The 15,709-nt window shown below is 50.6% G+C and carries 14 protein-coding genes; all 14 read left to right on the top strand.

Translation table 11 applies throughout. The features are described from left to right. Positions 1-63: 63 nt before the first annotated feature. The 14 genes from IEW26_RS18535 (at position 64) to IEW26_RS18465 (ending at position 15,608) form a co-directional block, all read left to right on the top strand. Positions 64-1,713: an ABC transporter substrate-binding protein gene (locus IEW26_RS18535; RefSeq protein WP_188593426.1), complete on the top strand. Its 1,650-nt coding sequence runs from the start codon at positions 64-66 to the stop codon at positions 1,711-1,713. 72 nt (positions 1,714-1,785) lie between these two features. Further along, positions 1,786-2,718, top strand: coding sequence for an ABC transporter permease (locus IEW26_RS18530; RefSeq protein WP_145405341.1), 933 nt, complete (start codon positions 1,786-1,788; stop codon positions 2,716-2,718). Positions 2,719-2,812: 94 nt separating this feature from the next. Then, positions 2,813-3,736 (top strand): ABC transporter permease, encoded by a 924-nt coding sequence (locus IEW26_RS18525; protein WP_188593425.1) that lies wholly within the window; start codon positions 2,813-2,815, stop codon positions 3,734-3,736. 25 nt (positions 3,737-3,761) lie between these two features. After that, a complete protein-coding gene (gene ssuE, locus IEW26_RS18520) occupies positions 3,762-4,310 on the top strand; it encodes an NADPH-dependent FMN reductase (RefSeq protein ID WP_111269445.1) in 549 nt (182 codons plus the stop codon). 106 nt (positions 4,311-4,416) lie between these two features. Beyond that, positions 4,417-5,289: a LysR family transcriptional regulator gene (locus IEW26_RS18515; protein WP_111269551.1), complete on the top strand. Its 873-nt coding sequence runs from the start codon at positions 4,417-4,419 to the stop codon at positions 5,287-5,289. Positions 5,290-5,486: 197 nt separating this feature from the next. Continuing rightward, positions 5,487-6,800 carry an amidohydrolase gene (locus tag IEW26_RS18505; protein ID WP_308423498.1) on the top strand — a complete coding sequence of 438 codons (1,314 nt, stop codon included), beginning with the start codon at positions 5,487-5,489 and terminating at the stop codon, positions 6,798-6,800. A gap of 372 nt (positions 6,801-7,172) precedes the next feature. Next, complete coding sequence (locus IEW26_RS18500; protein WP_188593423.1) at positions 7,173-8,039, top strand: histidine racemase CntK family protein; 867 nt, start codon at positions 7,173-7,175, stop codon at positions 8,037-8,039. A gap of 101 nt (positions 8,040-8,140) precedes the next feature. Beyond that, complete coding sequence (locus tag IEW26_RS18495) at positions 8,141-8,938, top strand: methyltransferase domain-containing protein (RefSeq protein ID WP_373288501.1); 798 nt, start codon at positions 8,141-8,143, stop codon at positions 8,936-8,938. A gap of 18 nt (positions 8,939-8,956) precedes the next feature. Then, on the top strand, positions 8,957-10,258 hold the full coding sequence (locus IEW26_RS18490; RefSeq protein ID WP_188593422.1) for an opine metallophore biosynthesis dehydrogenase: 1,302 nt from the start codon (positions 8,957-8,959) through the stop codon (positions 10,256-10,258). 215 nt (positions 10,259-10,473) lie between these two features. Then, the gene (gene cntA, locus IEW26_RS18485; protein ID WP_188593421.1) at positions 10,474-12,108 is read left to right on the top strand and encodes a staphylopine-dependent metal ABC transporter substrate-binding lipoprotein; all 1,635 of its coding nucleotides are present in this window, start codon (positions 10,474-10,476) and stop codon (positions 12,106-12,108) included. Positions 12,109-12,120: 12 nt separating this feature from the next. Then, entirely contained in the window at positions 12,121-13,053 is a 933-nt protein-coding gene (opp1B, locus tag IEW26_RS18480; RefSeq protein ID WP_188593420.1) for a nickel/cobalt ABC transporter permease, read from the top strand. A gap of 4 nt (positions 13,054-13,057) precedes the next feature. Beyond that, a complete protein-coding gene (cntC, locus tag IEW26_RS18475) occupies positions 13,058-13,954 on the top strand; it encodes a staphylopine uptake ABC transporter permease subunit CntC (protein WP_188593419.1) in 897 nt (298 codons plus the stop codon). Then, complete coding sequence (gene cntF, locus IEW26_RS18470) at positions 13,935-14,744, top strand: staphylopine uptake ABC transporter ATP-binding protein CntF (protein ID WP_188593418.1); 810 nt, start codon at positions 13,935-13,937, stop codon at positions 14,742-14,744. The genes cntC and cntF overlap by 20 nt, the downstream gene beginning before the upstream one ends. Beyond that, complete coding sequence (locus IEW26_RS18465; RefSeq protein ID WP_188593417.1) at positions 14,745-15,608, top strand: ABC transporter ATP-binding protein; 864 nt, start codon at positions 14,745-14,747, stop codon at positions 15,606-15,608. It abuts the gene before it with no gap. The last annotated feature ends 101 nt before the right edge of the window (positions 15,609-15,709 follow it).

Here is a 15,709-nt window from a genome sequence, read left to right as displayed (position 1 = left end):
TATATGTGAGTTTGCTTACAGTAGCTCATTAATGACACCTGTATACACAGAGGGGGAAGCGATATGAACAGGTCTGTTTCATGGACAAAATACGTGGCATTGGCATTAGCATTGGTGATGGTATTGTCTGGATGCGGAGCGGCGTCAGGAGGAAAAACAAGCGGTACAGCAGCGGCTTCCCAAGGTGGAGGCCAGGCTGGAACGGCTGAAGGCGGTAATCTTACGTTTGCACTTGCAACCTCACCGGATACGCTGGACCCGCATCGCAGCGGCCTTGCTGTAGCCGTACGTGCCATTCGAACCATCTATGACAATCTGGTAGTGCAGCTGCCCGATGGTTCCATTAAGCCTTGGATCGCCAAGGAGTGGAGTGTGTCGGAGGACGGCAAAAGTTATACGTTCAAGCTGCGTGAGGACGTCAAGTTCCATGATGGAACTCCGTTTAATGCCGAAGCGGTGAAGTATAATCTGGATCGGGTCATTGATCCCGCCACCAAAGCCGCTAATGCCCTTGCCCTGATCAGACCCTACAGCTCCTCCGAGGTCATTGATGAATATACAATCAAGGTGAAGCTGGCTGCACCGTCACAGGCTTTTCTGGGCAATTTGAGTCAAGCGTTGCTGGGGATCGTGTCTCCAACCGCTGCGAAGAAATATGGGGATCAACTGGGCAAAAATCCGGTAGGCACAGGTCCGTTTACGTTTGTGAAATGGGATGAAAATGCGGATATCGTTGTAGCCAAAAACAAGGATTATAACTGGGGACCGGATACGGTAGAAAACAAAGGAGCTCCTTATATCGATACAATCACGTTTAAGATTGTACCGGAAGAAGCCACACGCATCGGAAGTGTGCAAAGCAAGCAGGTACTCGCGGCAGAGACCGTACCGCCGCAAAATATCGCTGCGCTCAAAAGTGATCCGAACCAGCAATTGCTGCAGGCCAATACCGTTGGACTTCCGTATACCCTCTTTTTCAATCTGCGCAAGGCACCTTGGGATGATGTAAAAGTAAGGCAGGCGGTTCAATCCGCTGTAGACGTCGAGTCCATTGTGAAAACCTTGTATCTGGGCAACTACGAGCGCGCATGGTCTGCATTGTCTCCAGGTATTCTCGGCTATGACAAGGCGCTTGAAGGAAGCATTACTCCGGATATCAACCGCGCAAACCAGCTGCTGGATGAGCAGGGTTGGGTCAAGGGAGCTGACGGTATTCGGGTGAAGGACGGGAAGAAGCTGACTCTGAAATATGTGGATGGCTCCCCTAACCGGGAGAAACGGAATGACATTGCTGCGATCATTCAGCAGCAGCTGAAACCGCTGGGCATTGCGGTTGAAGTGGTTATTACCAAAGACGTTGCTACCGTGATCTATCAGAACTGGGACTATGATCTGTATGGCAACAGTCAGGTCAATTCCGATCCTAACGCGTTGTATGCCTTCTATCATACAAGTGCGGAAGGAGAACGCCCGACATTATCGGGTCTGTCTGATTCAAAGATTGATCAACTGTTAGAGCAGGGAGCGGTAGAGACGGATACCGCGAAAAGAGTAGATATCTACAGTCAGATACAGAAGTACCTGATTGAACAGGCGGTTATTTTGCCAATCTACGTTTTCCCGTATACAGTGGCTGCATCCAAAGATGTGCAAGGCATAAAATTTGATTCGCTCGGTTATCCGCTCTTTAATGATGTACGCATTCAGCAATAACAGATGTACCCGCCCCTGACATTAATAGAAGCTGTATAGCACATTCTGGTCTCGGAAAGGAGACATCCCGGTATGATTCAACTTGTCTTGTCACGGCTGGCAACGTCACTGCTCGTTATATTTGGAGCCTCGGTGCTGGTGTACTGCATCATGTATCTTCTGCCGGGTGATCCGGTGCTGCTTATGCTGGACCCGTCCACGGCTACCCCGGAGATGATCGCAAACCTCCGGGCCCAGCTTGGACTGGACCAACCGTTTTACGTACAGTTTGCAAACTATTTTGGTCATATGCTGCGTGGTGATTTTGGTCAATCCATGGTGAACTCCGATCCGGTGCTGCCTAAAATTCTGGAGCATTTTCCAGCAACCCTGGCTTTAACTGCACTGAGCTCGCTAATTGCCATTACGATCGGAATCACACTGGGCGTTTTGTCCGCAGTGCACCGAAATGGTGTCATTGATTTTGTGGCTCGACTAGTTGGTTTGTTCGGTATCTCGATGCCTACCTTCTGGACCGGCATTCTGCTCATTCTGCTGTTTTCCGTGCAGCTCGGCTGGTTTCCGGCGATGGGTTCGGACGGATTCAGTTCACTGGTGCTTCCGGCTGCAACCCTCGGACTGGTCGGTGCGGGCTTCATTGTGCGCATGGTGCGCAACAGCATGCTGGAAGTCATTCATGAGCCCTTTATCGTTGCGCTGCGAGCCAAAGGAATGTCTGAACGTGTCATCATGTATGGTCATGCACTGCGTAATGCACTCATCCCAGCAGTGACGGTGATTGGCATGCTGATCGGTGATCTGCTGGCAGGCACTGTGGTGGTGGAGACGGTATTCTCCAGACAGGGAATCGGGCGTATCATTGCTGATGCATTAATGGCAAAGGATTTGCCGGTGGTGCAGGGGGTTGTGTTTTTTACATCCATCATCTATGTCGTTCTGAATGTGCTGGTCGATATCTCGTATTCGTACATTGATCCTCGGGTTCGGCGGGCTGTTCGTACATGAAACAGATCATCATACCCTCATACCAAGATCATCAGACCATCAGACATATCAGGAACAGCGCATCAGGCGCGCGCAGAGGGAGGCGTTAATGGTTATGAGCATGAAACCTTTGGCTGGTGACAAAAAGGCATGGGCAGGCAGCGCAGGGAAAGCCCGCTTGTGGGGATGGAGCCGCCTGTCTTGGCGGCAGCGTGTCTCATCCACAGTATCGCGGCTGTTCTTGTATGTCGCGCTGCTAATCGTCATTTTTACTGTGGCCTGTGCGATCGTTCCAGGTTGGATTGCTCCGTATGATCCCACACAGATGATGACGGACGCAATACTACAGGCTCCTTCTGCTGTTCACCTGTTTGGTACGGATTATTTCGGAAGAGATATATTCAGTGTGGTTGTGTATGGCAGCAGAGATTCCCTGCTGATTGGTTTTGCATCCGTGCTTGTGGGCGGTCTTGTTGGCAGCATGCTTGGAATCCTTGCGGGGTACGTGGGCGGAATCGTTGATACCGTAACAATGCGTGCTGTAGATATTCTTATGGCTGTGCCTGGTGTCCTGCTGGCACTGTCTGTTGCCGCTGCACTTGGCCCAGGACTGATGAATATTGCGCTGGCGGTGGCAGCAGCCTCGATACCGGGGTATGCCCGGGTGATGCGTGGTCAGGTCATGTCAGTGAAGAATCTGCCCTTTATTATGGCAACACGTTCACTGGGCGGTTCCAATGCCCGCATTTTCTGGAAGCATGTTCTGCCACACTCCTTGTCGCCGCTGCTCGTTATGGCAACGCTGGGGGTAGGAACATCCATATTGACCGGATCGGGACTCAGTTTTCTCGGACTCGGTGTATTGAAGGAAATTCCCGATTGGGGTGCATTGCTGTCTCAAGGCAGAGGTTATTTGACGGTAGCCTGGTGGATTTGCACCTTCCCGGGCCTGGCCATTACGCTGTTTGTTCTGGCTGTAAATCTGATTGGAGACGATATTCGCGATAGACTTGATCCAAAAGTAAAAGGAGCGGCCTGACCGCTATTCCAAGGAGGAAAATAACATGTCACATGTTGTCATTATTGCCGGAACCCCGTCCAAGCGTTCACGTTTGACAGGACTTACGGATTATAGTACCCATACGTTAAGCAAAGCTGGTATTTCCGTTGAAGTGATTCAGGTGACCGATTTGCCGGCAGAAGATCTGGTGCAGGCAAAGTTCGACAGCCCGGCCATTCAGGATGCACTGGCCATCGTGGATGCAGCGGATGCTGTTATTGTGGCTACTCCTGTATACAAGGCAGCCTATTCGGGTGTGCTCAAGCTGTTTCTCGACCTGATTCCACAAGAAGGACTCCGGGATAAAGTAACTCTGCCCCTCGTCATTGGCGGTTCGATTGCACATTTGCTTGCCATTGATTATGCATTGAAGCCTGTGCTTACCGCACTTGGTGGACGGCATATTCTTGGCGGCGTATACGCAGTGGATCAGGCGATTGAACGCAATGAGGACGGAACATTTACACTGGCGGCAGATATTACCGCCCGTCTCGACCGGTCTCTGGAAGAATTAAGATTGACACTGGCAAAGGACGGTATTACGATAAACTAAAACCAAGTAATATGATAGGAAAAATAAAAAATAGATGATGGTCTTACCATCAGCGATGTTTGTTTCCCTTGCAAAAACGTCTGCGGACGTAGATACGGAGGCGCCCATGAATGTAGAGAACATTGAAGCATTTGTATATATCAATCACTATGGCAGCTTCAATAAGGCGGCTGAAGTACTCTTCTTGTCCCAGCCTTCGGTTACGGCACGCATCCAGTCACTGGAAAGAGAGCTCGGGTGCAAGCTGTTTGACCGGCTAGGCAAGCAGATTGTGCTGACAGATGAGGGCCGCAAATTTTTACCTTATGCGCAGCAGGTGCTGCAAGTACTTCAGAAGGGAAGACAGAAAATTCAGCAGCGGAGAACAACACCTGAAGCTTTGCGTCTAGGCAGCACGGTGTCGGTGTCTAATTATGTTATTCCTGATTTTCTGCCCCGAATCAAAGCGACGTATCCCGAGGTGAATATCAAGCTGACCACCGCAACAACGGATCAGTTGATTGCCAAACTGCTCGGGCAGGAGATTGATTTGGCCTTTGTACGAAAGGTCATGCATCCCGCCATTCGTACCGTTGCTTATTACGAAGATCCAATCCAGCTGTATGTATACAAAGACCATCCCTTCATTGAACGTGGGCATGTCAGTATGGAGGCGCTTCGGGAGCAGCAGCTGGTTTTCTTTGAATGTGGATCACTGGACTGGCTTCGAATTCATCGGGCTTTCGATTCTCTGGAGCATTCGCCGGACATTACATATCATGTCGATAATTCGGAAACGGCGAAGAAACTGGTTATGCAGGGTGCAGGTATTGCTTTTCTCCCGGGGCTTACGGTAAAGAAGGAGGTACAGCGTCAGGAGCTGTTCCCTATTCAGGTTCATGAGGTGGCAGGGGTATCGCTGCAGATCAGTGTTGTGACCTTGAAGGAGGAATATTCGCCATTTGCCGAGCCCTTCGGGGAGATGCTGCGACAGCTGTAAGTGCAGCACCCTTTTGCCATCGAAGAGATTATTGTCACAACAGCAACGAAGGATTTCTCAAAACGCATTCGTTCCTTCGAATTGCTGTATGAGTTGCTGTTTGGCAAGGGAACGATCTTTTTGGGCAGGGAAGCGAATCGAAGCAAGAGAAAACTGAAGCAACCATCACATAACCTGAAGCTGAACGGAGGGACGGAATGAGAAGTGAGCTGGAGCAGTCTGGACGAAAGCTTGAGCAGCAGGATGAAGAGCAAGGGAGTAAGCAGGATGAAGAGCAGCAGAGCAGGCAGGATGCAAAGCAAGGACACCAAAAAGATTCAGAAAAGCAAACTGATGAGCAAGCAGAACAGCTGCAGGCACAATATGTAGTGCATGATGAGGCATTTGCGGAAGAGCTGACCGCGATCCGGCGGTATCTGCATCGCAACCCTGAGCTGTCTGGTGAGGAAAAGGAAACAACCGCAGCCATTCGTGGCTGGCTGGAGAAGGAAGGCATTCGCTTTGCGGATGAGTATAAGCTGCGCACCGGGCTTGTCGCTGAAGTGGGACAGACGGAGGGACCTATTGTTGCGCTGCGGGCGGATATTGATGCTCTGCCGATTCAGGAGCAGACCGGGCTGGAGTTTGCTTCACAGATCGAGGGGCGCATGCATGCGTGCGGGCATGATGCCCACACAGCTATTCTCGTTGGAGCCGCACGGCTGCTGAAGCAGCGTGAAGCCAGTCTGCCCGGGCGAGTACGCCTCATCTTCCAGCCTTCAGAGGAGAAGGCGACAGGTGCACGGCAGGTCATTCAGAGCGGGGCACTGAACGAAGTGCAGGCCATATTCGGTTTGCATAACAAACCGGATTTGCGAGTTGGCACTGTAGGCATTCGTGAGGGGGCTCTGATGGCTGCGGCAGACGGTTTTGTTGTCAAGGTGGAAGGCGTAGGCACCCATGCTGCAGTGCCGGAAGCAGGCATTGATCCGATTGTCGTTGCTTCGCATATCGTCACCGCGCTGCAGGCTATTGTCAGCCGTAATGTGAGTGCGCAGGAGAGTGCCGTTATCAGCGTTACCAAAATTCATAGCGGCACTGCCTGGAACGTCATCCCGGAGGAGGCGGTGCTCGATGGCACAGTACGTACCTTTGACGAGAAGGTGCGGGCGCTTATCCGCGAACGTTTCAATCAGGTAGTGTCCGGTGTCGCTGCAGCCTATGGCACCCGTGCAACGGTTCGCTGGATTCAGGGACCGCCCGCAGTGGTCAATGATGAATTGCTGGCGGAGGACGCTGTTCAGGCTGCGCAGCAACTTGGCCTGAATACCGTCAGACCGCTGCCCTCTCCGGCGGGGGAGGACTTTTCCTTTTATCAAAAAGAAGTTCCCGGTCTGTTCCTCTTCCTCGGCACCTCGGGCCCGCACGAGTGGCATCATCCGGCCTTTGATGTGAATGAGCAGGCGTTGCCGCTGGGCGCCCACTTGCTGGCAGCACTGGCAGAGCAGGCGTTTTACCGATTGCAAGGTTAGGATCGCTGTTCAGGGTAGAGGGACATCTGAACAGACGAGAAGTCAGTTTTCGCTTTGCACATCATCGTGGTGCTGGTCATTCGTATGATATCGGATAAATTGGTATCTGTTGATCTGTACTTTCTATACCATTAGCTGTAGAGCTGGCGCCAGGCGTCAGCTCTATTTTTCTGTTTTTTTAACCAACAATGCATCTAAATTATATTTTATAGATCAGCACAGCTAATGACGTACATGGAAATATTTGTTGACGACCCCTAATGCGTGTGCTATATTTCTTCTTGTTTAATCGTAATAATTACTATTAAACGACAGGCGATGAATTTGGAGTACTTCAATTCGAATTTCATAAGAACAGGAGCAACTGCTGGCATGAAACATGAGATTGATTTTATCAAATGTAGTCCAACGCAGAACATGACTATTCTGGTCAAAACGAATCATGCTGCCGAGCATTACAGCGGCATAGCCTCCAGTCTGATGTCTTATGATCATGTCTACGCTGAGCAGGTGGGATTCATTAAGCCGCCTCACAGGCAGGAAGCCGCCGCCCGTCTTGAGATGGCTGGAGGAGAGTTCTGTGGTAATGCATGTATGGCACTTGCTGCCCATATTGCTTCTGAACAGGGGCTGGAGCAGCAGGCTTCAATGAACGTCAAGCTGGATGTTTCAGGCACAGAGAGCCTGATTTACTGTCATGTGAAGAAGCGGGAGAATCGGTATGATTGCCAGGTTACAATGCCCGTTCCCGAGCTGATCGAGCGCAAGGCGATCACGTTTGAAGGTATGGAGCTGGAGATGATTGTTGTTCGATATGCCGAATTTATTCATATTGTGATCGAAGTTCAGGATTTCGATGACACGATGAGACGGCGGGCACAGCATCTGGCGCGGCTCCTTGGACTTACGACGAGTGACAAATTGATTGGCATTCTGTTATACCGTCCGGTCACAGAAGAGATGGCTCCGTTAATTTATGTTCCGCAGCTGGACAGTCTTATCTGGGAGAGGGGCTGCGGGTCGGGCACAGCATCCATAGGCGCTTATCTGGCCTGGCTGTCACAGCGGGAGGTTTCGCAGATGATCAAGCAGCCTGGAGGTGTAATGAAGGTGACTGCCCAGTGGAATACAGCAGGTGTGAAGGCAATTAAGATCGAGGGCAATGTTGGAATTGTAGCTCACGGAACCGCTTTTATTGATGCTCCGCTGGAGCGGAGCAGAAGTATGGCGAGTATATGAGCATAACTCTCCATTTAAACCTTCAACGTATCTGAGTGAAGCTTTTAATCTTAAATCTGGCAGCACGGTGTGACGATAACGAGATGCAGGAGGAGACACTATTGATCACGTTAATCCACTTTGAGACAAGGCTTACCGAATTCGCTTCACAGTTCAGCAATCTTGCGGTCAGGTATGACCAGACGCTTGAGCACAGCTCCGAGCTGGAGACAGTTATTAATAATTATTCCCGTTTTGTGACGGATGCGGATCATCGGCACGCTTGGAACATGTTGAGACCGTCAGAGCTGGAGGAGCTTGAACCGCTGATTCAGGAACTTAGAGATCAATCAGCCCGGTGTGTAGCGATTATGGAGAAGTACCGGGCATTGAAGCTGCAGGATGGAGAAGTGCAGATTGCGGATTATTTTAAAAATATTGAAGAGTGTATCGACAAAGAGTTTGGCAGCTTTCAGGTGACGCCTGATTCGAAGGTGCTGCTGGTCGGTTCCGGTTCCTTCCCGATGACCCCGCTGCTGATTGCACGGCGCACCGGAGCACAGGTGATAGGCATTGATATTGATGCAGAAGCAATTACGCTAGGGCGGAAAGTTGTGCAGACGCTTGGGTCAGAATTAAACATTCGCCTGGAGTTGTCATTGCTGGAGGATCTGGCATATACCCGGGAAGCCACCCATATCATTTTCAGCTCAACCGTAGCCAATAAATACGAACTGCTTGATCAATTACATGCGTTGACCAATGCACAGGTGGTCGTGGCGATGCGCTACGGCAATCAGTTGAAATCGCTGTTCAATTATCCGATGCGGGAGACGGACGGCCGGAAGTGGAGGCTCGCAGATAACATTTTGCGCCCGCATGATGTGTTCGATATTGCGTTATACCAGAAAAGTATGTAAGGGAGGCAGATATGAGCAATGAGCGGCATTCAACGAGTTCTGTTATGCGGCACAGGTCCTGCGTCCATCCAGCTGGCTATTACGTTCAAAAATGATCTTGATTGCCGCGTTGGCCTGGCGGGCAGGGAATCGGTGCGGTCAGCAGCCTTTTATGCAGCATTGGAACAGAGTGGGCAGCAGGTTCAAGTGACCATACAAAATGAAAAGCATCGTGCCTTGGCAGGAAAGTGTATCGTGGATCAGGTATTCCGGGGGTACAACACACTGGCAGGAGAATGGCAGACGCTGGTTCTGGCTGTCACAACCGATGCTTATATCGATGTATTGCAGCAAATAGATGATGCATTCATAAAGCAACTGAAATGCGTTATTCTCGTTTCACCGACGTTTGGTTCCAGTCTGCTGGTGAGCCAATATTTGCAGCAACGGGGGGCAGAGGCGGAGATTATCAGCTTCTCCACGTATCTGGGAGATACGCGCTGGTTGCATGAACATCCGTCGAATCAGGTTATCACTACAGGAGTGAAAAGGAAGGTATATATTGGCTCCACTGTGCCCTCTTCAGCTTATGTGCAGCAATTACGCGAGCTGTTCGAGCGGTTGCATATTGCACTCGGCGTGATGTCTTCCCCGCTGGAGGCTGAAACGCGAAATATTTCGTTATACGTTCATCCACCGTTGTTTATGAATGCTTTCTCACTGGAGGCGATCTTCGGTGAGCAGGGCGTACAAAAATATGTTTACAAGCTGTATCCCGAAGGCCCGATTACACCTGCGTTAATTCGCAGCATGCGGGAACAATGGCAGGAGATTACGCAGATTACGGACAGACTCCATATTCAGGGAATCAATCTGCTGCAGTTCATGACGGATGACAACTACCCGGTTCGATTAGAGAGTTTATCGCGTCATGATATCGAGGAATTTGATCAATTGCAGGCGATTCATCAGGAATTTCTATTATACATACGTTACGCCTCGTTATTGATTGATCCGTTCTCGGAGCCGGATGCTGCCGGAGCCTATTTCGACTTCTCTGCTGTGCCGTTCCGCCGCATATTTACGAACCGCGAGGGAGAGCTCGACGTTCCGAGAATGCCGAAGGAGGATTACTACCGCATCAAAATCATTCAGGGCATTGCCAGACATGTGCAGGTCAGCTGCCCTGCGATTGACCATTTTATAGCCATATACGAAGCAAAGCTTCAGGAAACGGCCCGTGCACACCCGGATCAGCGTCTGTCTACAGCATTTGTAATCCAGTCGTTTCAACAGGATATTCGTATGATCTGCAGTGCGCTAAATGGCAGTAAGGATTGATTTGATATAAAAAATGCAAGTTGAATTTAGTTTTACACCGAAACGGAGAGGGCAGAAAAAACCTGAAGAAACGAAGTGCTCGTATTTATCCCCGGATTTCCCCCTTGGAAATGGATTCCTGAAATCTGGGGATAACGGCGATCGGAAGGTTGTTCTGACCACGAAGTGGTATGGTGTAAATTTTGAATGTAACTTGCTCACCAGGGGGAAAGGTTATGACAAAAAGAAATGCTTTCAAACGTATCGTGTCATTGGTCACTGTCATTGCGATCATCTCGGGCTGTGCCCAAACTGCAACGGAGGAGAAGGCCCCGGCAGCTCCGGCAGCATCGGCAGTCAGCCAGACGAGTAATGAAATCATCTACGCCTCTGCCAAAGATATTAATGATATGAATCCACATCTCTACCCAGGCTCCATGCCTGCGCAAGGAATGGTTTACGAGTCGCTGGTGGAGAACACCAAGGACGGCATCAAGCCGCTACTGGCAGAGTCATGGGATATCTCGGAGGATGGCAAGACCTATACCTTTCATCTGCGGAAAAATGTGAAATTCCATGATGGCGAGCCATTTAACGCCGAGGCGGTCAAACAAAATATAGAAGCGGTTCAGACCAATGCCGAGAAGCATTCCTGGATCAAGCTTTCCACCAAAATCAAGGATATTAAAGTTGTGGATGAATATACGCTGCAGCTTGTGTTGTCCGATACATACTATCCAACGCTGGTGGAATTGTCCATGACCAGACCGTATGTGTTCATCTCGCCCAAGGATTTCAAAAATGGCGGAACCAAAGATGGAGTGAGCGGCTTCCATGGAACGGGACCATACAAGCTGACCGGACATAAGGTTGAGGAGAACGCTACGTTTGAAGCAAATGCGGATTATTGGGGCGGTGCACCTGCGATTCAGAAGATTACAGCCAAGGTGCTTCCGGCTGGAGAAACGACATATCTGGCATTGCAGAAGGGGGAGATCAACGTTGTATTCACCGATGACCGCGGAGCGGACAGCATTGATGTAGCGGCAATGGACCAGCTTGCTGCTTCCGGCGAGTATCAGGTGGTGCGAAGTGATGCCATGAATACAGCCATGATTGTAGCGAACAGCAGCAAGCTGGATAGCCCGGTGCATGACAAGGCTGTGCGAGAGGCATTGTGGACTGGCATTGATCGCGAAACAATCAGCAAGGATATTTTTAACGGCACGCAGACCGTGGCAGACACTCTATTCTCATCCAACGTGAACTATGCCGATGTGGGCCTGAAGATCAGAGCGTATGACCCGGAAGTCGCGAAACAGCTGCTGGAGCAGGCAGACTGGAAGCTGGCTGAAGGCAAGACCGTACGGGAGAAAAACGGTCAACTACTCGCGATGAAGCTGTATTATGACAGCAACTCTTCTTCGCAAAAAACGCAGTCCGAGCTGATCCAGTATGAGATGAAGGAAATCGGCATGCAGCTCGACCTGGTAGGAGAAGAGTCCTCTTCCATCGCCAATCGCAGAGCGACCGGGGAATATGATCTGTTATTTAACCAGACCTGGGGACTGGCCTACGATCCACAGAGCACCATTGCTGCGTTTACATCAGATTCCTCATACAAGCATACCACCAGTGGTATTGCGGAAGCGGATGAGCTGTACCGTAAAATCGATGAGGTGATGAGCTCCACGGATGAGCAATCCAGAAAGGCCTTGTATGCCGATATTCTGAAAATCGTGCATGATGAAGCCGTCTTTATTCCGCTTACCCATGGTCGTGTGACTGTTGTTGCTCCGAAAAATCTGCGGGGGATTACCTTTAAGCAGACACAGTATGAACTGCCTTTTGAAAAGATGAAATTCGAGTAGGGGGAGAGGACCATGGGAAGTTACATTGCGAGACGATTGCTGTTAACCATCCCGATGCTGATCATCATATCCTTGATTACCTTTCTGCTGCTCAGTCTGTCACCTCTTGACCCGGCTGTGGTAGTGCTGCAGGCGCAGGATGTACCGCAGATTACCGACGAGCTGATCGCCCAAACGAACGAAGCGCTGGGCTTTAACCAGCCTTTCCTCGTTCAATATCTGGACTGGATGAAGGCCGTTGTGCAGTTCGATTTTGGACATTCGTATGTATCTGGTGAGTCAGTGTGGTCTTTGATCGGGCCGGCTTTGCTGAATACGTTAAAGCTGACCCTGGTATCTTCTGTTTTCATCATCCTGTTCTCTGTATTGCTTGGTGTACTCAGTGCATTAAAAGAAGGCAAACTGCTGGATCGATCGGTCCGAGGGGTTTCCTTTTTCCTGACAGCAATGCCTTCCTACTGGCTTGCGGCGCTGCTCATCTGGTATTTTTCCGTGAAGCTGGATCTGCTTCCAACCAGCGGTATGGATTCTTATCGCAGCTATATTCTGCCTGTGCTGGTGATTACGGTGAGTTATACGGGCATTTATTTCCGCTCGGTTCGCAGTGCCATGCTGAGCAATATGAATGAAGATTATGTGTTCTATGCCCGTGCAAGCGGTCTGAGTGAGCGGAAGGTCATGCTGCATATTTTGCGCAATTCCTTGCAGGTGGCTGTGTCGATCTTTGGTATGGCGATCCCGATTATACTGGGCAGTACGGTGGTCATTGAAAATGTATTTGCATGGCCCGGCCTTGGCCGGTTAAGTGTAAGGGCAATTCTGAGCCGGGATTTCCCGATCATTCAGGCGTATGTGCTTATTTTGGCGGTAACGTTTGTGCTGTTCAACATGTTCTCCGATATGATCAATGCTGCGCTGAATCCCCGTTTGAGAAAGGAATTCTGATGCGATGCGACTATTCAAAAATCTGAGCCGTGACAAGCTGGCTGTTACCTCATTGGCCATTATTGTTTTGACGATTGCCCTAGGATTATTTGCTCCTCTTGTCGCTCCCCATGATCCCGGTGCGGTCAATATGAAGCTTCGCTACGCCTCGCCGTCCTGGTCATATCTGTTAGGCAATGACCATCTGGGCCGATGTGTGTTATCCAGGCTGATCTATGGCATTCGTCCAAGTGTGCTGTGGGTGCTGGCTGCGCTGGGCTTCTCGGTGCTGGCGGGTGCAGTCGCCGGGTTTGCCACAGGTTATTTCAAGGGCAAAGTGGATGCGTGGCTGATGCGAATCTGTGATGTTATGCTGTCGTTTCCCGGTTACGTCATGACCCTTGCGGTTGTCGGGATTCTGGGGGCGGGACTGGAAAATATTCTGATCGCGTTTGTTTGTATGAAATGGGCCTGGTTTGCCCGTGTCATTCGTACATCTGTGATGCAGTTCTCGGAAATGGAGTACGTGAAATTTGCCAAAGCTTCAGGCATATCCAATATGCGAATTATTACACGGCATATCATTCCGGTGACGTTTGCCGATATTGCGGTGATTTCCAGCAGTGCAATGTGTTCGATGATGCTGCAGGTATCGGGACTTTCCTTTCTGGGGCTGGGCATTCAGGCTCCCCATGCCGAATGGGGCATGATGCTGAATGAAGCCAGAGAAGTCATGTTCTCCAGACCTGAATTGATGCTGGCTCCGGGACTCGCGATTGTTGTTGTTGTGTCCGCTTTTAATTTTTGGTCGGATGCCCTTCAGGTGGCCCTTGATCCGAAATTAATGACTTCACAAGGGAAGCCGGACCCGTCTCATGGAAGAGAGGTGAGAAAGGCTGTCTATGAATATAGTCGAGGTTAAACACCTCAAGGTGTGGGACACGCAGACAGATCGAACGATTATCCATGACAGCTCATTTGAGGTCCGACAAGGAAGCTGCCTGGCCATCGTTGGGGAAAGTGGCAGCGGCAAGTCGGTCACCTGCCGGGCCTTAATGCGGCTGAACAAACCCAATATGCGTCAGTCGGGAACGATGCTGTTTCAGGGCGAAGACCTCCAGCTGCTCCCGGAACAGGAGATGCGGCGCCGAAGAGGCAGACATCTGTGTATGATTATGCAGCAGGGCATGAGTGCATTCGATCCCTCTTGTGTGCTTGGAGTCCATATCCGGGAGACCTTACAAACACACTATAACTGGAACACCCGTGAACTGGAGCGCAAAATGCATCAAGCCATGGAACGGGTCATGCTCAAGAACCCGAAGGACATTCTGAACCAATATCCGCATCAGCTGTCTGGCGGCATGCTGCAGCGAATGATGATTGCCCTCGCCCTTGTGCTGGAGCCGGAACTGATCATTGCGGATGAACCAACAACAGCGCTGGACACTATCTCCCAATATGAGGTGCTGGAGCAATTGATTCAGCTGCGGGAGCGCATAGGCTGCTCCATGATTTTTATCTCGCATGATCTTGGTGTAGTTCGGAAGGTGGCGGATGATGTGATGGTGATGAAGGATGGAAGCATTGTCGAGCAGGGCAGCATACAGTCTGTATTGCAGGAGCCAGCGCATGCGTACACCCGTTACCTTGTATCCACCAGGCAGGAGCTAAGCGATCATTTCAAAGCTATCATGCAGGAGGGATCGTAAATGCTTACGGTAGAGCAGGTTGAAAAATCATATGTGCAGGGCGGCATGTTCTCGAAGCAGCGACAGCAGGTGCTGAAAAAGGTGACTCTGGAATGCCGTCCAGGTGAGTGTCTGGGCATTGTCGGTGAGAGCGGCAGCGGCAAATCGACACTGGGGCGTCTCATGCTCGGACTCGAAAGGCCGGATCAAGGAATCGTTCGATTCGGGGGCCGGGACGTGATGGATCGCCGGGTTCGGATGGGGCGAATCAGCGCAGTTTTTCAAAACTATACGTCTTCGATGAATCCATTTCTCACGGTGCAGGATGCCATTATGGAGCCCATGAAGGCGCAGCGAAAAGCAGGGCCGGGACAGCAAATGATAGAGCACGGACCGCAAAAGACGGAGCGGGGACAGCTCAAGTCGGTGAAAGAGCGACACCGGTTGGAGCAGCGAAATCACGAATCTGTACTAAGCCCTCAGAAGGCGGCAGCGGCGAAAGTGGATATGCTGCTTGCTCAGGTTGGACTGGACCCTTCGTACCGGCTCAAATATGCTCATGAGCTGTCGGGCGGGGAGGCCCAGCGAATCTGTATCGCAAGAGCGATCTCGACAGAGCCGAAGTGCATTGTGCTGGATGAAGCGGTCAGCTCGCTGGATGTGTCGGTTCAGATTCAGGTGCTGCAATTGCTGAAAACGTTGAAAAGTTTGTACAAGATGAGCTTTGTTTTTATTACACATGATATTCAGGCAGCGGCCTATATCTGTGACAGGTTTGTTTTTTTCAGAGAGGGCCGGGTTGAGGAGACGATTGCGGTTGAACAGTTGAAGCATGTCCAGTCCGACTATGCACGAAAATTATTAAAGCATCAAATCTCGTTCTAGCTGCCCGGGCAGCGATCGATCGAAGTTGAACGATACTTTTACAAGGTTATTCTGTCATTCGGACTGGACTGTGTCACGTGTCTTTAGTTCAGCCTATATAG

The organism is Paenibacillus silvae (genome assembly GCF_014639235.1).
Lineage (GTDB): Bacteria > Bacillota > Bacilli > Paenibacillales > Paenibacillaceae > Paenibacillus > Paenibacillus silvae.
This window is presented reverse-complemented; position numbering and strand designations above follow the sequence as displayed.